Origin of the sequence: Nitrospira sp., assembly GCA_029194535.1 — a bacterium.
Taxonomy (GTDB): Bacteria; Nitrospirota; Nitrospiria; order Nitrospirales; family Nitrospiraceae; genus Nitrospira_C.
In genome coordinates this window covers 1,076,696-1,093,689 of record JARFXR010000002.1, presented here as the reverse complement: position 1 = coordinate 1,093,689, position 16,994 = coordinate 1,076,696, and the positions used below count along the sequence as shown (strand labels likewise).

The window sequence follows — 16,994 nt, the reverse complement described above, 5'->3', positions numbered from 1 at the left end:
GACGTGAGCGCAGCAGTGAACAGAACGGAACCCGTCCGGCTGATGATACGGAGCAGATCTCGTCGACCGACGAGATCACGGCCTTGTGGCATTGTACGTTTCGACGCCCTCGGGGGTGCCGACGATCAAGACATCCGTGCGGCCGACGAACAGGCCGGTGTCGACGATTCCCGGGATGTGGTGAAGGGCCGCTTCAAGTTCGCGCGGATCGTCGATGCGGGCCATGTGGACATCCACGATCAGATTCCCGGATTCGGTTCGAAAAGGCGATCCGGCTTGTTCCCGCACGGTGACGCGGCTGCGTGTGAGCGCTTCAATCGCGCGCGCGGTATTGTGCCAGCCGAACGGAACGATTTCGACGGGCAGCGGAGCGCTCTTTCCCAAGACCGGCACTCGCTTGGTGTAATCGACCAGAACGATAAACTGCTTCGCCGAGGCCGCGACGATCTTTTCCTTCAACAGAGCCCCTCCCCCTCCCTTGATCAGGTTGAACGAGGGATCGACCTGGTCTGCGCCGTCGACGGCGACGTCGATGGGCCAATGGTCGTTCTCGTCCAGTAAGGTAATGCCCGACCGGTCGGCAAGCGCGGCCGTCTCACGGGAAGTCGGCACCGCGCGCAGTTTCACGCCCGATGCAGCTTTCGCACCCAATGCGATGACGAATTCTTTGGCGGTGGATCCCGTGCCCAGACCCACGACCATGCCGTCCTTCACATAGTCCAACGCCTTCAAGGCGGCGGAGCGCTTCAACGAACCGAGATCGGTGCCGCTCATGATTGGGCCAACCGCGCCGCGGTGGCGGCGGCACCGATGAGACCGGTCCGGTCGTTCAGTACGATGTAGACCGGAATCGCACTCATCAGACGTTTGTAGCGGCCTTTGTTCGTAAAGGCGCGCATGAAGGTGCCGTCCGTAAGCTTCGGCAGGAGTTTGGGCGCGATGCCTCCTCCGACATAGACGCCGTTGAGCGTCATGGCTTTCAACGCGAGGTTTCCCGCTTCGGCGCCGAATATCGATGCAAACATGTCCAGGGTCTGCTTGGCGATCTCCGCCTGTCCCTTCAAGCCGGCGGCGGCGATTTCCGCGGCGGGATCGCCGGCCGCGATCTTCTCAGCCAGCCAAGTCGGTTCATTTCTTTTGGTATCACGGAGATACTCATAGATCATATGGATACCCGGGCCGGACACCACGCGCTCGTAACTCACGTGGAGGTAGTGACTTCGCACGTGCCGCAACAATTCGATTTCGTTGTCGTTATTGGGCGCGAAATCGGCGTGGCCTCCCTCCGAGGGCATGGGCCGGTACCGGGTGCCGTCCCAGAAGAGAATGGATTCTCCCAAGCCAGTCCCTGCCGCGATCAGCGCAATCGCTTGACGATGGGTGGGAGGGATTCCGGTATTGAGGGTGTGGAGCTCCTCCGGGCGAAGAAGCAGAATCCCATGGGCGGTTGCCTCCAGGTCGTTCAGCAGCCGGACGACGGGAATGTCGAAACGCTTGGCCAGTGCTTCTCCGTCCAAGACCCAGGGGAGATTGGTCGTGCTGCTGTGGTTTTGAATCACGGGTCCGGCGACCCCGAAGCAGGCGGCGGCGATGCGCGCCGGTTCAGGAAGAGGCGGCACGGGTTGCTCACCAGAGGCGGCTGAGGGAGCCTCGATTTCGTGAGGTGTCGTTGTAGGGGTGCGGGGGATGAGGAATTCTTCCAGAATCTCTTCCAGCGATGCGTATTCCTTGCTCGGGAAGGATTCAGTGCGGATGGGTTCGGTTCGTTCGTCCTTCCAGTCGAAGAGAGCCAGATGTGTCTTGGTTCCTCCGATATCTCCAGCAAGGATCATGACGGCCTCTCGTCAAACGGGTTTGTTCAGCTTATACGGCTTGTCAATTCGGATGCGGCCGCTTGGTCCAGCATCCAGACCAGATGCCCCTGATCCGGTGTCACCAGAGCAGCCGGCAGTGTGCGATCGGCGGCGTTCTGCGGTTCCAAGATCCGGCGAACGATCCCGGCCTTCGATGAGCCGGTGACTAGAAACAGTATCACATTCGCCCGGTTGATCACACCCAGGGTCAGGGTAAGTCGCGAAGGAACACCCTTTGGAGATCGGCCGACAGCCACAAGCCGATGGGGCTCATGCAGCGCAGCGGTGCCCGGAAACAGCGAGGCCGTATGGCCGTCTTCCCCCAACCCGAGAAGAACGACATCAAGGCGTGGGATTTCCGGCACGGCGCAGCCCGTGACGGTACGGAGCACACGTTCATAGTCGTCGGCGGCCGAGCGAGGATCCGGATTCTCGCCCGTCATTCTATGCACCTGTCCCGGGGCGATGCCTAACGGGGCAAAGAGCGAGGTGCGAGCCATTCCATAATTGCTGTCTGGATCGCTGGGGCCCACGCAGCGTTCGTCACCGAACAAAAAGACGGTGCGGTGCCAGTCCATCTGCTGCGCCTCGGTCGATCGGGTCAACATCTCATAGAGACGCTGAGGCGTCGATCCGCCTGAGAGCGTGAGGAGAAAGCGGCTGCGGAGCCGGATGGCTTGTCGGCCGTGGTCACACAGGAACTCTGCCGTGTCGTCCGCCCACCGGGCTTCTCGGCTGATGCGTATGTCGGATGGCATAGTCGCGGCATTCCTTACAACTGGAATGGGCCAGTGACTCCTGACGGAACGATCGCGTCTGTCGGCGTCACGGCAAGTGGATGGTACGGCGGCGATGTCTTTCCGGGTATCTTATGGGGCGAAAAACGGAAAGGCAACGCTTCTGATCTGTCAGTGTTGACTCGTGCGGCGGATAATTGTGGGCATACCGTTGGTCAGGGACCAGGCGAGAGATTGTGCCTCGCGTTCAGACAGAATGAGTTCGACGGAGGGGGGCCGTTGTACATCGATGCCGGAGGACAGGGCGCGAACCCTCGTATCCAACCAGTGCCACCAGCGTTTCATGCGAAGAAGCGTCCAACGAACCGGCGCCTGCTCTGGGGGAGCCACGACCGCCAGCGTCAGAGGAGGAGAGAACACCAGTTCATAAGAATCCGGCATGTCCGCCAGAGAAATCGGTTCCTGCTCCGTCCCCGGCGAGTCTGCTTTGCGCCGGACCACGGCCGGTCGCCCAGTGAGACGAAAAGTGCCCGTCATCCTGTCCTGAGATTGCGCGTACCACTCGATGATCGGCAGGCGGTGGAGTTCCACTCCGCGTGCCTTGAGGACGACAGTCTTGGTTGCGAGATCGATCAGCAGATAGGCCTGCGGGCGCGCGGCCAATTTGACTTCCTCGGCCAAGACGCGCGTCGCTTCGTGCAGCGCGACCGGATCGTTGATGTTCACGTCGAGCGGATTGTCGGACTCGGCCGCCCATGCTGTCTGCACCGTCGTGATCCGCAAGGACAGCAAGAGGAACAGGATCGTATTCCTCCAGGCGCGCAGGGCCCTGTGCGCCTTTCGGACCGCTGGCTGCCGTAGAGGTCGCACCGGACCAGTGTACGAGGTTGGTTTCGGGCGGGGAAGAGATGCGAAGGCCGGGCGGTTCTGCACTCGGCTAGAAGATCATGATGGGCGTGCCGACGCGCGCAAGTTGATAGACGCTCTTCAAATCGTCGTCATTCAGTCGGATGCAGCCGTGCGTGACGTTCTTTCCCAGGAGTCTCGGATAGAGCGTGCCGTGGATGAAGTAGCCCTTTCCGAATCCCAGCGCATATTCGCCGAGCACGCCCGGTTCCATCCGATCGGCGTGACTGGTGGGAACGGCCAGGCCTTCTTCGACGAAGGCCCAATCAGGTTTGACCCAGACGGGATTCACCAGCTTGGATTGAACATAGAATTCGCCCCGCGGCGTATCGAAGATCCATTGGCCGGCGGCTTCGCCGGGCTTGTCGAGTATCGTTCCGCTTCCTGTCGAGGCAAGGGCATCCAACATGACTCGGTCGCGGCGTTTGATGAACAAATGATTTCTCGCTGTGTCGACGACGATGTACGGACGGTTCGGAACCAACTGCGCAAGTTGTCTTGTCAAGGACTTGTAACGGGTTTGCAGGACAAGCAGAGCGGCCGGATCGCCGACGGTCGGAGACTCGTCGAGCGGGCCGGGCTCGATTCGCGGAGTACTTTGAACCAGACTCAACAGGAGAAAGGCGACCACACTTGAGGCGAGGATCAAGCGACCTTGCTTCATCGGATGCCGCTATATTTCATTCGCGTCATTGCGAAGATCGGCCAAGACGAGGGCCACGGAATTTTGTTCGTCCAGCGCCCCGACGATGGTCACCGGGGTGCCCTTTTCAACCCGGCTGAAGAGCCAGGCCATTTGAGGGTTTTCAAGCATGACGCAGCCCAGAGATGGCGCCATCAGTTGGCGTTCAGTGCCATGAATCTCAATCTGACCGCCGATGCCGCGCGAATTGGGAATGTGCCCGGTCTTCCGGTCCAGAAGAAATCGCTGCCGGTCCTCGGCATTGGGATAGTCCAACACGAGCGCGCGGAAGAACTGCGTTTGACCCTGTCCGCGTTTGGTCGTCACGTGGTACCGCCCCTCCGGGGTGGCGCCGTCGCCCTGGTAGCGCTTTTCACGGATGCCGTTGAAGCCGAGCCGGACCGAGTATGACAGCACGTGCTGTCCGTTTCTATAGAGGATGAGACGGCGGTCCGCTTTGCTCACGACGATGGCGGCGGTGCGGTGTGATCGCGACCACTCCACGGTTTCCTTGACCATCTTCTGCCAACGGGCGATGCGTTCGCGGCTGGCGTAGCGTCCGAGTTCGTTGTTCAGCAGCGAGGCTTGCGTCGCTAGTCTTTGGGCAGCCTGTTCTGAAGCGGCGAGAGAGTGGCCGTACTCCTGGAGCTGATAAAACGACCGGGCCTGCTTGAGCAGCAAGTCCGTTTCCACAGGGTTCCGACCGAGGACCAATCGGCTGTCGATCGTGCCGACTTGCCGTGCGAGGGTGCGCGAACGGTCTTCGGCGCGTACGAGCTGCTGCTCCGCAGTGCGGCGAAGCGATTCGCGCTGCTCAGTCAGTCTGCGGACAGTCTGGACACCCTCTTCGTGCAAGCCCCGAAGCGCGGATTCCAAATCGTTGGGTTCCCAGGGCCACCGAATCGTGTCGTCCTCTGCTTCGACGCGAGCCTTGAGAATGATCCACTGTTGAGCGAAGCGCGCATATTCACGCGGGGCGATCTCCGAGGCGCGCAATCGGACCAGATCGTGGTCGATGGATGCGACCGCCTGCACGACCTCCTCCGGCACGGCCTTCACACAACCCGTCAGGAGGCAGGACAGAGTCAGTACTGTCATGCTCCACCGGAACGGCCTGGTTGTGCGAGAATCTGTCACCACGACGACGTCCCCTATTTTTTCCTGCCGCGAACCGGTTTGGCCTTTGCGATCTTCGCAAGGGCCGCTTCGACTTCGTGAGCCAACGCCTGGCTTTTTTCCTGAATGGCCTTGGCTTTGGTCTGGGCCGTGAGGTAGTCCGATTTGTCGATCATCATCTGGACATCGTTGAGGGACGCCTTCAATGCGTCCGCATCGGCCTTGATCGACTCAAGGGCGGCGCGGTCCTTGCCGGCCGGGGCCGTGGCGATCAAATCGGCCGCGCGTTTAACGGCGTCTTCGGCGGCATGATGGGCCTGAACGGCGCTCATCTTGGCCTCCTCCAGCTTTTTGAGCGACTCGGCCTTTATTCGTTCGGCGTCCGTCTTCACCGTGGCGACCAACTGGTCGACCTTGCCGTAATCTCGGAACAAGGCGAACTTGGCTTCTTGATCGGCCACTTCTTTCCTGATGGCGGCGATGCCGCCCTCGAGCTTGGCGTACTCGTCGGCGGCGTAGGTGGCCGCACCGCTGTGTTGGGCATCCTTAACTGCCTGTTCGGCCGAACTGATTTGGTCGGCCGGGGGTTGCGCGCAGCCGCCGAGGAGCAGCAGGGCGTAGAGCGTGATGAAACATGTCCATGGCTTGACCATGAGCTCTCCTCCTTCAGTCACCGACAGAGGTCGGTGGATGAAACGGGATGTTGGGCGTAATCGATACAAATGACGTCGGTCTATGATGCGGCAAATACAGGACATTCGCAAAGGCAGTGCCACTGAATCGTCCCTTGGAAATCGCCATCTTGCCCGCAAACATTGACGATTGGAGGGCGCCAAGCCATCGGTCCACGGCGACTCTGAGGCAGTCTAGCTCAGTCGGGCGAAAAGATCTACAAAAGCGCCTCAATTTGAACGGCTTTTCAAGGGCTTACTACATGACATCGATACAGGTGCGTGGAGCTGTTGAAAGAGACTCGGCGGGATGATCACGGGTATGCAACCTGCCTGACGCGGTTTGACAGCTCGAAGACCCCTACCTATAATGCACCGTTCGTTTCGGAAAATGATCGAAGGAGTCACGGTATGTCATTTACGTTTCAACAGCCGTCGAATTTGAAGAAGAAGCGTGAGCACGGGTTTCGCAAACGTATGTCGACCAAGAACGGTCGCAAGGTGCTGGCTCGCCGTCGCGCCAAAGGGCGGGCTAGATTGACCGTGTAGCCAACGAATCCGATCAGGATACCGCCGAGCATCGCGAGCACCCGTTGTCCCCCGTCCGTTCCCCCATTCGGGAAGTTTCCATCCAGCATGGTTCGGTGCGGTCACGCTCAGCCTTGTAGGCCGGGACATCCTGGCGGGCGCCGCGCGGGGGTGTGCCGGCATGACAGGGATCAGACATGCGAAACGCGAACGCTTCCTCCGTGCCAGTCGTGACATCACGTACGTCAAGCAGCACGGGCGTCGTCTGGCGACGGGGCTGTTCAATCTGCTGATATGCAGGATCGAGAGGACGGACACCCGCGTCGGGATCGTGGTCGGGAAGCGATTCGGGGTTGCCGTACGGCGGAATCGAGCCAAGCGCCTGTTCCGCGAGTTGACGAGGCACGTGTCCGAGCGCTTGGCGGAAGGTTACGCGCTTCTGGTATTTCCAAAGCGCGAGGCGCTGGGCTTGCCCTTTGAACGTTTGCGGACGGCATGGTGTTCGACGCTCCGTCGACAAGGGCTCTTTCGCGACGAAGACGATGCGTCGCGGCCTCTATGAAGGATGGGATGCGAGGACTCTGTCTGTCTGTGCTCGCCGGGTATCGCTACTGGATATCTCCGTGGCTGGGGCTGGCCTGTCGTTTTGAGCCCACCTGCTCCGCCTATGCTGCCGAGGCCATCAGCCGGTTCGGCGTGGGGCGCGGATCGGTTCTGGCACTGTGTCGCCTCTTGAAATGCCATCCCTTTCACCCCGGAGGGCATGATCCGGTGAAGGACTAGCGCCGAGCTACGGAAGACCCATGGAAAAACGCGTCGTCATATTTCTTGTCCTTTCCCTTGCCGTGATCCTCAGCTACGACTGGCTGCTGAAGCAGTTCGGATGGCTGCCGCAATCTGGCTCCGTTCAGGAGGAACCGGCGCGCGATACGCCACCGCAGCTCGCCGGCAAGCCCGAGTCCGCGATCCCCGCTGCTCCCATGACGTCTCAGACAGGGGCGTCCGAGGCCGGGGCGGTCGCGCCCGGAGCGAATCCTGTGCCTGCTGCGGCAGACGGCAAGCTGACCGTTGAAACAGACCTCCTGCGGGTCGTGCTCGGTGCACGCGGCGGCGTGATCTCCAGTTGGCAGCTCAAGCAGTATCGCAGTGCCCCCACTGAGGAAAAATGGGTGGAATTGGTTCACCAGAGCCAGCAGAAGCAGAATGGGAAGTTCCGAGGCCCTCTCTCGATCGTGCTGGCCGAATCCTCGGCGGATAGGACGGTGCGCGAAGGAGTATTTTCCCTCGACAGCGATTTTGTGAAGCTGGATGCGGCTCATCCGGAAGGCCACGTGACGATGCGGTTCCATGACGCGGCAACCGGGTTGACGGTTCAAAAGCAGCTGACCTTTCATGTCGGCGGCTATGAAGTTGATGTGGCCGTGACGGTGCAGGGAGTCTCGCAGCCGTATGAAGTGGCCTTAGGAACGAATTTCGGCATCGTGGAGTGGGGTGACGGAATGATCGGATCGATCGGTCCGGCCTCGTTGGTGGACGGAAAGGTCGAAAAGGAGATACCGGATACCCAACTGGAACGGAAGGGAGCAGTGCAATGGGTTGCGCTTCAAGACAAGTACTTCATCGGTGTCTTGATGCCGCAACGTGGGACGACGGCCGTGGAGAAGAAGGAAGGGGAGAAGCTGGTGTCCGTGAGCGTGAAGACGGCCTTGGTCGGCGACGGAGCGGTCAATCAGCTCAGGCTCTATGCGGGCCCCAAGGAGTACGACACGCTGCGCTCATTGAGCGTGGGGCTGGAAGATACGATCGATTTCGGCTGGTTCATATTCGGAAGCTGGAGCGTCGTCAAGGCTGTCGCAAAACCGATTTTCTATGTTCTCCGCTTCATCAATGAATTTACCCACAATTACGGCGTCACGATCATCCTGCTGACGATGGGCATCAAGCTGTTGTTCGTCCCCCTGCAGTATAAGAGCTATAAATCGATGAAGCAGATGCAGGTGATTCAGCCGAAGGTATTGGCGGTCCAAGAAAAATTCAAAGACGACCGCGACCGCTTGAACAAGGAATTGATCAAGCTGTATCGCGATCACAAGGTGAATCCGGTAGGGGGATGCCTGCCGATGGTCCTGCAAATGCCGGTCTTCGTCGCCTTGTTCAATATCCTGTACATGACCATCGATCTGCGGCAGGCCCCGTTCGTTGGCTGGATCACCGACCTGTCGGTGCAGGATCCGTACTATGTGCTTCCGATCATCATGGGCGCGACAATGGTCCTTCAGCAGAAGATCACGCCGACGACGATGGATCCGACACAAGCGAAGATCATGCTCATGTTGCCGGCGTTTATGACGTTCTTGTTCATCAATTTTCCCGCCGGATTGGTGCTCTATTGGTTGACGAACAATGTCCTGACCATCACGCAGCAGTTGGTTACGGACCGCCTGTTCTTCGCCAAACCGCTGATAGCCGAACCGGCGAAATAGTCTCGTCGTCACGCATCATGCGCGGATCGCTCGATGACACAATCTGTGCGATAGCCACCCCTGTCGGTGAAGGGGGCGTCGGCATCGTGCGGCTGAGCGGGCCTGAAGCGCTGCGGATCGGCGAGACAGTCGTCCGATTGCGTTCCGGGCGGCTTCTTGGCGCAGTGGCCACCCATACGTTACATCTCGCCGATGTGCTAGCTCCTGTTTTGATGACGAGCCGTGAAGGGACCCTAGGTCCGAGTCCGGGCGTATTTCTGGATGAAGCCCTCGTCGTGCATATGAAGGCCCCGCGATCGTTTACGGGTGAGGACGTCGTGGAGATCCAATCGCACGGAGGAGGATTGATTCTGTCTTTGATCTGCCAGGTTTGCGCTGAAGCGGGAGCTCGACCTGCGGAAGCCGGTGAATTCACGAAGCGAGCTTTCCTGAACGGACGGTTGGATCTCTCCCAGGCCGAAGCCGTATTGGATACCGTGCGCGCGAGGTCTGCGGCAGCCCTGGGCCTGGCACAGCGTCAGCTGCGGGGCGAACTGGCGACGGAGGTGGAATCAGTCCGTTCGGCCCTGCTGAGGTTGTTGGCGCATGTCGAGGCCGGAATCGATTTTGTCGAGGAAGAAATCAGTTTCGTGACGGGAGAAGAGCTTCGTCGCACCATCGAGAACGCGGCAGTCATGATCCGTAGGCTCGCCGATTCCTTTCGGCAGGGCAAGGTCTTGCGGGAGGGAGCGCGTGTCGTCATTCTTGGACGCCCGAACGTGGGGAAGTCGAGCTTGCTGAACAAGTTGCTACGAGAAGATCGGGCGATTGTCACGGCGACTCCTGGCACGACGAGAGATGTGATCGAGGAGTCCATCGATCTGGAGGGACTCCGAATCCATCTGATAGATACGGCCGGCCTCAGGGAGACAGAGGACCCCGTCGAGTTGGAGGGCATCAAACGGACCAGGTCCGCCCAGCGGGAGGCGGACCTGTCGCTGGTTGTGGTAGACGGGAGTCAGCCTCTGACTCACGAAGACCGGCAGCTGATCGAGGCAACCGGTGCTGGCCTCCGTGTCATCGTCGTAAACAAAGCGGATCTCCCTTGTGTCGTGCCATCCGAGGCGATGCCGTCCGACGCCCTGGTCTGTTCGGTATCGACCGTGACCGGCGTAGGGTTGGATCGCTTGCGGTCCGAGGTGCGCAGACAATTGATCTCGGGCGGGGGCGATGCGGGAGAGACGGTGATCGTTACGAACGTGCGTCACCACTCTGCATTGCAACGAGCGGCGGAGGCGGTGGATCAAGCGTTGGATTCGCTCGAACAGGGTGTCGCGGCCGAATTGATCGCCGCGGATTTACGCGTGACAACGGAGGCGCTGGCAGAGATCACCGGTGCGATTACAACCGACGAGATTCTGGAGCGGGTGTTTGCGGAGTTCTGCATCGGGAAATAGCGAGAAGGCATGGATCGACGCCGATTCGAAATCATCGTCGTGGGAGGCGGGCATGCCGGCTGTGAAGCCGCCTTGGCCGCGGCGCGCATGGGGGCTCGGACCCTCCTGTTGACGATGGACCTGCAGCGCGTTGCACAGATGTCGTGCAATCCGGCCATCGGCGGCATTGCAAAGGGGCATCTCGTCAAGGAGATCGACGCCCTCGGAGGCGAGATGGCCAGAAACACGGATCTGGCCGGCATCCAGTTTCGCTTTATCAATACCAGTAAGGGGCCGGCGGTGCGGGCGTTACGGGCGCAGTGCGACAAGGGGCTGTATCGAGAGGCCATGCGGACGACACTCGAGCGCGAGTCGAGGTTGACCATCGCCCAGGGAACGGTCGATCGGGTGCTCACGAGCGGAGGGAAGGTCACCGGCATCGTCACGGAAGGCGGCGAGCGCCTGGACGCCCAAGCGGTCATTTTGACTTCAGGTACATTCCTTAAGGGTCTCATCCATATTGGTCTCCAGCATTTTGCGGCCGGTCGAGCGGGCGAAGCATCGGCGGAGCACTTGTCCGACTGCATGCGGGATTTCGGTTTTGAGGTGGGCCGGTTGAAAACCGGCACTCCTCCCCGATTGGATAGGGATACTATCGATTTTTCCGTCATGATTCCTCAGCCGGGAGATCAGCCTCCTCCGCCGTTCTCATACCGAACCGATCACGTGCGGACGCCTCAGCGCGATTGCCACCTGACTCACACGAATGAGCGCACGCACGACATTATCCGGAATAATCTCGATCGGTCGCCGTTGTATGCCGGAGTGATTGAATCTGCAGGACCACGGTATTGTCCTTCGATCGAAGACAAAGTGGTTCGGTTCGCGGATAAGCAACGACATCAGGTTTTTGTTGAGCCTGAAGGCCTAGAGAGTCGAGAGTTTTATCCCAATGGGATCTCGACCAGTCTCCCTGTAGACGCGCAGGCTGCGATCCTCAAGACCATCCCAGGATTGGAGCAGGCCACGATGCTCAAGCCCGGCTATGCGATCGAGTACGACTATTTCCCGCCGCGGCAGTTGCATCCGACTTTGGAAACCAAGCTGGTTGAGGGGCTCTACCATGCGGGACAAATCAATGGAACCTCCGGATACGAGGAGGCTGCCGCCCAAGGTCTGATGGCCGGGATCAACGCCGTCCTGAAGCTGCAGGGGAAGTCTCCGCTCGTGCTTGACCGTTCGCAAGCCTACATTGGAGTCCTGATCGACGACTTGATTACGAAGGATGCACGCGAACCCTACCGCATGTTTACGTCCCGCGCTGAATATCGTCTCCTACTCAGGCACGGGAACGCCGATCTACGTTTGACCGAGCAAGGTCGACAAGTGGGATTGGTTTCGGAAGAGCTCTTTGCGCGCTTCCAGAAAAAGCGAGAAGCAATTACCCGTGAAATTGAGCGATTGGAGAGCCTACGCCTGAATCCGACGGATGATGTCCGGTCGCGCCTATACGGAGCAGGTATTTCGGACTTGTCCAACACATGTACCGTGGCGCAGCTGCTTCGTCGACAAGGTGTTAATTATCAGAGTTTGCTCGCATGTTTGGATATTGATCGACAAGAAGATGCTGAAATTATTGAAGAAGTTCAGATTCATGTCAAGTACGCCGGATACATCAGGCGTCAGCTTCAGCAGGTTGCTCGTTTCAGCAAATTTGAGGGCAAGCTGATTCCACCGACCTTCCCATACCATCACGTTCCTGGCTTCTCCCAGGAGGTGCGAGAAAAGTTGCTCAAGGTCCGACCGGAATCGATTGGTCAAGCTTCCAGAATTTCTGGTGTCACTCCGGCGGCGATCTCACTTCTTCTCGTGGCCCTGGAAAAAAGTAAGAGACAAGGCGGATCCACCGTTGCTCAAGACGGTAGAGTCGAGATTCAGTCTTGACCTCTCTCTCCGGTTCACGTAAGTGTTCCACGTGGAACATGAAGTGGATTTGGAGAAGCTCCTCATTCATTCAGCCGAGAAATTTAAAATTGCCCTCACGGGAGACCAATGCACACAGTTCATGAGGTATCTGTCACAACTCACGTATTGGAACAGGACAATTAACCTCACAAGCATCACAAACCCCCGTGAAATTGTGATAAAGCACTTCATCGACTCCCTAGTATCGCTTGCGACGGTTCTATTTCCTTATCAAGCAAAATTGATTGATGTGGGAACCGGAGCAGGCTTTCCTGGAATTCCCCTCAAGATTGTTCGACCTGATCTGCAGGTGACGTTGATTGAATCAAATAAGAAAAAATGCTCGTTTCTGTCCTCCCTCATCGGAACACTCAGACTCACGGACATTGAGGTATTTGCTCGAACGGTTCAGGAGTATCAGGACCATGGTGATGCTCACACGCGCTTTATTACAGCGAGGGCAGTACGCGCGGACGTCATTCATTCAGAATTGCTCTCCCTGGCTCTGCCCACCGGTAAAATCGTGCTGTATCGAACAGAGCCACTGATTTTGAAAGACTCTCCAACGAAGTTTGTGATCGAAGCCCAGCGGAAGTTTGACTTGCCAGAGAATGCCGGTGAGCGAGTGATTACCGTTTTGTCACCGAAATGAGGTAGGCCTGTTCCACGTGGAACAGGCGAGGATGAAGGTTAGAGAGAGATCGATGGCGAAGATTATTGCCGTAACCAATCAAAAAGGTGGAGTAGGAAAAACCACCACGTCCGTCAATCTTGCCGCAGGCGTTGCATTGCAAGGTAAGCGAGTCTTGCTTGTGGACATGGATCCGCAGGGTAACGCCACGAGCGGGCTCGGTCTCGACCCGAGATCACTTCACGGAAATATTTATAACTGTTTGATAAATAACGATAATAGTGACGACATTGTGAAAAAGACCGAGATCGGTGATCTCTCTATACTTCCTTCTAATGCCGATCTGGCAGGCGCTGAAATTGAGCTGGTCAACATTGAAGATCGAGAGCAGCGTCTTCGTCATGTGCTCCAGAAAATAGAAGATCGATTTGACTATATCTTTCTGGATTGCCCACCGGCACTCGGAATTCTGACCGTGAATGCTCTCTGTGCCGCCCGAACAGTGCTGATTCCGGTGCAATGCGAGTACTATGCGATGGAAGGATTGACGCGACTCATCGACAGCATCGAACGAGTCCGTCACTCGTTGAACCCAGAGCTGACGATCGAGGGGATCGTCTTGACAATGTACGACGTGAGGAATACGTTGGCTCGGCAGGTTGCGGATCAGGTTCGGTCGCACTTTGTCGACAAGGTCTATCAGGTCACGATTCCCCGGAACGTCACGCTTGCGGAAGCTCCGAGCTATGGTCGTCCCGTCCTCTTGTACAACATGGCGTCGACCGGCGCTCAATCGTACCTCTCTCTAGCCAAGGAGTTTCTCGGCCATGGAGAAAAAAGCCTTGGGTAGGGGTCTGGAGGCGCTCCTTCCCTCCGGCAAACCGACTGCGGTGCCTGACGCAACTGATGTGCAGCACCTTCGGGTTGATGCGATCGTCCCCAACCGATATCAACCGAGACAGAGCTTCTCGCCGCAGGAACTCGATGAGTTGACGGCCTCGCTCAAACAAAGCGGGTTGCTGCAGCCGATACTCGTTCGGCGCAAGGGAGACGGGATCTATGAGTTGATATCGGGAGAGCGTCGGTGGCGTGCTTCGAAAGCCGCCGGGCTGGAGACCATTCAAGCCGTCGTCCGGAACTGCAGCGACGACGAGTCCATGGTCCTGGCCCTGGTGGAGAATCTCCAGCGTGAGGATCTCAATCCTTTGGAAATGGCGAGGGCCTATCACCGCATGCTGGTGGAATTCGGTCTGACACAGGAGGTGATCGCCCAGCGGGTCGGTTGTGAACGGTCTTCCATTGCCAATATCGTCCGACTGCTGAACCTTCCTGCCGACGTACAACAACTCATCGAGACCGATCAGCTTACCTTGGGCCATGCCAAGGTCATTCTAGGGCTGTCGAGTCCTGTCGAGCAGCAACGGATCGCTCAACTGATCGCGGCCCGCGGTCTCTCTGTCCGAGAAACCGAAAACTTAGTCGAATCCGCTCTCGGTGAGAAGAAGCGCAAGATCAAAGAGGTCAGGCGGTCTCCTTTGTCGGATGTCGAACATCGGTTGGAGAAACGGCTCGGCACCAAGGTGAAGATCGCCAGCGGCCGCCGTGGCGGCAGAATCATCATCCACTATTTTTCTCCCGCGGAGCTCGACGGGATTCTGGAAAATATTCTTCAGTGACCGCGCTGAAATTAGCGTCAACGCTTTATGCGCTCGAGAGAAATGGCATATCAGTTGCCAAATCAGGCGGCTGATGGCACTGTCAGTCCATGTCTCCGAGCGCTAAGGCACATTCAGATCACATCCGGCATCGATACATGTAGGAGGAGCGCTCATGTGGGGACAGGATAAACAGGACGCCAAACGCCAGACAGAGGGAGACCAAGATCAGGATACTGAACAGTCTCAAACGGAGTCCACCACCGGCAAGGAAGGCTTGGAAGACATCAGTGCTTTCGTCGGGAAAGGCGTGGATTTCAAGGGCACCATTTCCTATAACGGCACGGTGCGGATCGACGGCTCGTTGGAGGGGGAAATTCGAACGGACGGCACGCTGTTGATCGGAGAGGACGCCGTCATTCAGGCCAAAATCTCCGCGGGAACGATCGTCTGCAAAGGCAAGATCACGGGAGACGTCGTCGCCAGAGAACGCGTCAAGCTGCGCGCACCGGCCGTCGTCAACGGCAGCGTGAAGACGCCGATTCTCTCGATGGAAGACGGCGTGCAGTTCAACGGGGGGCTGGAGATGGGTCAGGGTACTCAAGGTGCCACGGTACATACCCTGAGCGGAAGCAGCGCCTCCGGTGTCAAACGGGTGGGCGCCTAGCCGCTGATCCTCGATCGGCCGGCGTACACCCAGTATCCTTTACAACTACAACCCTCGGGAGGTAGGCATGTGGGCACTGAAGGAACGCCAGAATCCGATGGTGCAGGGGCGCGACAATATCACGCTCTTCGCCAAGGACGTCCGCTTCAAGGGTGTCGTCAAATTCGACGGCACTGTGCGGGTTGATGGCCATGTCGAGGGCGAAATCCATACGACCGGGACCTTGATCGTCGGAGAAACGGCGGTCATCAAGGGAGTCGTGTCGGCCGGCGTTCTCATGAACAGCGGCAGGATCAACGGGACGATCACGGCGGTGGAAAAAATCAGCGTCCACAAGCCCGGTGTCCTCGTGGGTGACATCCGTACCCCGTCGATCGCGATTGAAGAGGGGTCGCATTTTCACGGCATGTGCGATATGGGGCTGGAGCGGTGGCCGGAGGAGGAACCCGCCGTCACTCTCGCCTCATAGTCACAGAAGAGACTCTCCCCACCGTCCCCTGGCCCTTTCCCTTCTGCCTCGGTAGAATACGATCCACTATGGCGCGTTCGACAGTACTCCTCGGCATGAGCGGCGGAGTGGATAGCTCCGTGGCCGCTGTCTTGCTGGTCCGGCAAGGCTACGACGTTCAAGGTGTCACCCTCCAAGTCTGGGAGCCTGAGGACGAGCATGCCCCCGTGTCGAAAAAGTGGCAGGAGCGGGGATGCTGCAAAATCGGGATCGCGAAGTTTGTCGCGAACAGGTTGAACATTCCCTACGAAGTGATCGACATGCGGCAGCCCTTCCGGGAAGGAGTCATCGATGACTTTCTCCGGGCCTACGGAGAAGGCACGACCCCGAATCCCTGCGTGCGATGTAATGAACGCGTCAAACTGCGCGGCCTCGTTGAGCTTGCGGACGCTCGCGGCATTCAGTACGTCGCGACCGGTCACTACGTTCGGACCGCGCAGCAGAACGGGAAGACCATGCTGTACCGATCCGTGGATGCGAAGAAGGACCAGAGTTACTTTCTCTATCGCCTGCATGCCGACTGGCTGCCACGCCTCATCTTTCCCGTGGGTGGAATGCACAAGGCGCAGGTCTGGCGCGAGGCGGAAGCGCTGGGGCTGCCCGCCGATGAGTTGAAGGAAAGCCAAGAAATTTGCTTTGTGAGCCGCGGCGACTATCGGACCTTCATTGAAACAGAACTGCCCGGAGCAAAAAAGCTCGGGGCTTTCGTCGACCGGGAAGGGCGATATCTCGGCGCCCATGAAGGCATCGCCTTCTATACGCCGGGACAGCGGCGCGGCCTGGGTGTGGCGGCCGGCCGGCGACTCTATGTTCAGGAAGTCCGCGCCGCGACCAACACCGTCGTCCTGGGTCCCGAAGAGTCACTTGCGCAACACAGTTGTCAGGTCGTGGATCTGAACCTGTTGCATCCGAATCTGTTCACGCAGATGATTCGAGCCGAGGTCAAAATCCGCCATGCCACGCCGGCTTGCCCCGCAACGATCGAGCCGGTCGATCGGACCACTCTCCGCGTCCGCTTCGATGCTCCGCTGCGAGCCGTGAGTCCCGGCCAGTCCGCCGTCTTTTATCAGGAGGACGCCGTGCTCGGCGGCGGCATCATTCGCGCCGACTAGTCTCCCACAGGGTGGTCCTCGTATTGACAGTTCCCATCGGCCAGTGCTAACTTGGCGCGCCGATT

The 16,994-nt window shown here is 58.6% G+C and carries 19 protein-coding genes; 12 read left to right on the top strand and 7 right to left on the bottom strand.

Translation table 11 applies throughout. From position 1 onward, the window contains the following. Window positions 1–75 precede the first annotated feature (75 nt). The 7 genes from rpiA to P0111_16630 all read right to left on the bottom strand — a co-directional run bounded on the left by rpiA (window position 76) and on the right by P0111_16630 (window position 5,947). Window positions 76–774 carry a ribose-5-phosphate isomerase RpiA gene (rpiA, locus tag P0111_16660; GenBank protein ID MDF0645664.1) on the bottom strand — a complete coding sequence of 233 codons (699 nt, stop codon included), beginning with the start codon at window positions 772–774 and terminating at the stop codon, window positions 76–78. Beyond that, complete coding sequence (gene glk, locus P0111_16655; protein MDF0645663.1) at window positions 771–1,832, bottom strand: glucokinase; 1,062 nt, start codon at window positions 1,830–1,832, stop codon at window positions 771–773. Before glk ends, rpiA begins: the two co-directional genes overlap by 4 nt. A gap of 26 nt (window positions 1,833–1,858) precedes the next feature. Then, window positions 1,859–2,611, bottom strand: coding sequence for a 6-phosphogluconolactonase (gene pgl / locus P0111_16650; protein MDF0645662.1), 753 nt, complete (start codon window positions 2,609–2,611; stop codon window positions 1,859–1,861). A gap of 150 nt (window positions 2,612–2,761) precedes the next feature. Continuing rightward, window positions 2,762–3,358 (bottom strand): hypothetical protein, encoded by a 597-nt coding sequence (locus tag P0111_16645; GenBank protein MDF0645661.1) that lies wholly within the window; start codon window positions 3,356–3,358, stop codon window positions 2,762–2,764. A gap of 169 nt (window positions 3,359–3,527) precedes the next feature. Continuing rightward, window positions 3,528–4,160, bottom strand: a complete 633-nt coding sequence (locus tag P0111_16640) for a L,D-transpeptidase (GenBank protein ID MDF0645660.1) — start codon at window positions 4,158–4,160, stop codon at window positions 3,528–3,530. Between the two features lie 9 nt (window positions 4,161–4,169). Further along, a complete protein-coding gene (locus P0111_16635) occupies window positions 4,170–5,276 on the bottom strand; it encodes a L,D-transpeptidase (protein ID MDF0645659.1) in 1,107 nt (368 codons plus the stop codon). Between the two features lie 53 nt (window positions 5,277–5,329). Continuing rightward, a complete protein-coding gene (locus P0111_16630; protein ID MDF0645658.1) occupies window positions 5,330–5,947 on the bottom strand; it encodes a hypothetical protein in 618 nt (205 codons plus the stop codon). Window positions 5,948–6,376: 429 nt separating this feature from the next. Between P0111_16630 and rpmH the strand changes: the two genes are divergently transcribed. The 12 genes from rpmH to mnmA all read left to right on the top strand — a co-directional run bounded on the left by rpmH (window position 6,377) and on the right by mnmA (window position 16,929). Continuing rightward, the gene (gene rpmH / locus P0111_16625; protein MDF0645657.1) at window positions 6,377–6,514 is read left to right on the top strand and encodes a 50S ribosomal protein L34; all 138 of its coding nucleotides are present in this window, start codon (window positions 6,377–6,379) and stop codon (window positions 6,512–6,514) included. Window positions 6,515–6,674: 160 nt separating this feature from the next. Beyond that, window positions 6,675–7,055, top strand: coding sequence for a ribonuclease P protein component (gene rnpA / locus P0111_16620; protein MDF0645656.1), 381 nt, complete (start codon window positions 6,675–6,677; stop codon window positions 7,053–7,055). Between the two features lie 8 nt (window positions 7,056–7,063). Continuing rightward, window positions 7,064–7,276, top strand: coding sequence for a membrane protein insertion efficiency factor YidD (gene yidD, locus P0111_16615; protein MDF0645655.1), 213 nt, complete (start codon window positions 7,064–7,066; stop codon window positions 7,274–7,276). Window positions 7,277–7,296: 20 nt separating this feature from the next. Beyond that, window positions 7,297–8,976: a membrane protein insertase YidC gene (gene yidC / locus P0111_16610; protein MDF0645654.1), complete on the top strand. Its 1,680-nt coding sequence runs from the start codon at window positions 7,297–7,299 to the stop codon at window positions 8,974–8,976. Between the two features lie 17 nt (window positions 8,977–8,993). Continuing rightward, on the top strand, window positions 8,994–10,412 hold the full coding sequence (gene mnmE / locus P0111_16605) for a tRNA uridine-5-carboxymethylaminomethyl(34) synthesis GTPase MnmE (GenBank protein ID MDF0645653.1): 1,419 nt from the start codon (window positions 8,994–8,996) through the stop codon (window positions 10,410–10,412). 9 nt (window positions 10,413–10,421) lie between these two features. Further along, complete coding sequence (gene mnmG / locus P0111_16600) at window positions 10,422–12,335, top strand: tRNA uridine-5-carboxymethylaminomethyl(34) synthesis enzyme MnmG (GenBank protein MDF0645652.1); 1,914 nt, start codon at window positions 10,422–10,424, stop codon at window positions 12,333–12,335. 31 nt (window positions 12,336–12,366) lie between these two features. After that, on the top strand, window positions 12,367–13,008 hold the full coding sequence (gene rsmG / locus P0111_16595; GenBank protein MDF0645651.1) for a 16S rRNA (guanine(527)-N(7))-methyltransferase RsmG: 642 nt from the start codon (window positions 12,367–12,369) through the stop codon (window positions 13,006–13,008). A gap of 52 nt (window positions 13,009–13,060) precedes the next feature. Next, window positions 13,061–13,837: an AAA family ATPase gene (locus P0111_16590; GenBank protein ID MDF0645650.1), complete on the top strand. Its 777-nt coding sequence runs from the start codon at window positions 13,061–13,063 to the stop codon at window positions 13,835–13,837. Next, the gene (locus P0111_16585) at window positions 13,815–14,663 is read left to right on the top strand and encodes a ParB/RepB/Spo0J family partition protein (GenBank protein MDF0645649.1); all 849 of its coding nucleotides are present in this window, start codon (window positions 13,815–13,817) and stop codon (window positions 14,661–14,663) included. The genes P0111_16590 and P0111_16585 overlap by 23 nt, the downstream gene beginning before the upstream one ends. Window positions 14,664–14,817: 154 nt before the next feature. Then, on the top strand, window positions 14,818–15,309 hold the full coding sequence (locus P0111_16580; GenBank protein MDF0645648.1) for a polymer-forming cytoskeletal protein: 492 nt from the start codon (window positions 14,818–14,820) through the stop codon (window positions 15,307–15,309). Between the two features lie 67 nt (window positions 15,310–15,376). Continuing rightward, a complete protein-coding gene (locus tag P0111_16575; protein ID MDF0645647.1) occupies window positions 15,377–15,778 on the top strand; it encodes a polymer-forming cytoskeletal protein in 402 nt (133 codons plus the stop codon). A gap of 68 nt (window positions 15,779–15,846) precedes the next feature. Continuing rightward, a complete protein-coding gene (mnmA, locus tag P0111_16570; GenBank protein ID MDF0645646.1) occupies window positions 15,847–16,929 on the top strand; it encodes a tRNA 2-thiouridine(34) synthase MnmA in 1,083 nt (360 codons plus the stop codon). The last annotated feature ends 65 nt before the right edge of the window (window positions 16,930–16,994 follow it).

What these genes read in the sequence shown, in the direction of transcription:
- rpiA (MDF0645664.1), bottom strand. Translation starts at nt 774, where the DNA reads ATGAGCGGCACCGATCTCGGTTCGTTGAAGCGCTCCGCCGCCTTGAAG.
- glk (MDF0645663.1), bottom strand. Translation starts at nt 1,832, where the DNA reads ATGATCCTTGCTGGAGATATCGGAGGAACCAAGACACATCTGGCTCTC.
- pgl (MDF0645662.1), bottom strand. Translation starts at nt 2,611, where the DNA reads ATGCCATCCGACATACGCATCAGCCGAGAAGCCCGGTGGGCGGACGAC.
- P0111_16640 (MDF0645660.1), bottom strand. Translation starts at nt 4,160, where the DNA reads ATGAAGCAAGGTCGCTTGATCCTCGCCTCAAGTGTGGTCGCCTTTCTC.
- P0111_16635 (MDF0645659.1), bottom strand. Translation starts at nt 5,276, where the DNA reads ATGACAGTACTGACTCTGTCCTGCCTCCTGACGGGTTGTGTGAAGGCC.
- P0111_16630 (MDF0645658.1), bottom strand. Translation starts at nt 5,947, where the DNA reads ATGGTCAAGCCATGGACATGTTTCATCACGCTCTACGCCCTGCTGCTC.
- rpmH (MDF0645657.1), top strand. Translation starts at nt 6,377, where the DNA reads ATGTCATTTACGTTTCAACAGCCGTCGAATTTGAAGAAGAAGCGTGAG.
- rnpA (MDF0645656.1), top strand. Translation starts at nt 6,675, where the DNA reads ATGACAGGGATCAGACATGCGAAACGCGAACGCTTCCTCCGTGCCAGT.
- yidD (MDF0645655.1), top strand. Translation starts at nt 7,064, where the DNA reads ATGCGAGGACTCTGTCTGTCTGTGCTCGCCGGGTATCGCTACTGGATA.
- yidC (MDF0645654.1), top strand. Translation starts at nt 7,297, where the DNA reads ATGGAAAAACGCGTCGTCATATTTCTTGTCCTTTCCCTTGCCGTGATC.
- mnmE (MDF0645653.1), top strand. Translation starts at nt 8,994, where the DNA reads ATGCGCGGATCGCTCGATGACACAATCTGTGCGATAGCCACCCCTGTC.
- mnmG (MDF0645652.1), top strand. Translation starts at nt 10,422, where the DNA reads ATGGATCGACGCCGATTCGAAATCATCGTCGTGGGAGGCGGGCATGCC.
- P0111_16590 (MDF0645650.1), top strand. Translation starts at nt 13,061, where the DNA reads ATGGCGAAGATTATTGCCGTAACCAATCAAAAAGGTGGAGTAGGAAAA.
- P0111_16585 (MDF0645649.1), top strand. Translation starts at nt 13,815, where the DNA reads ATGGAGAAAAAAGCCTTGGGTAGGGGTCTGGAGGCGCTCCTTCCCTCC.
- P0111_16580 (MDF0645648.1), top strand. Translation starts at nt 14,818, where the DNA reads ATGTGGGGACAGGATAAACAGGACGCCAAACGCCAGACAGAGGGAGAC.
- P0111_16575 (MDF0645647.1), top strand. Translation starts at nt 15,377, where the DNA reads ATGTGGGCACTGAAGGAACGCCAGAATCCGATGGTGCAGGGGCGCGAC.
- mnmA (MDF0645646.1), top strand. Translation starts at nt 15,847, where the DNA reads ATGGCGCGTTCGACAGTACTCCTCGGCATGAGCGGCGGAGTGGATAGC.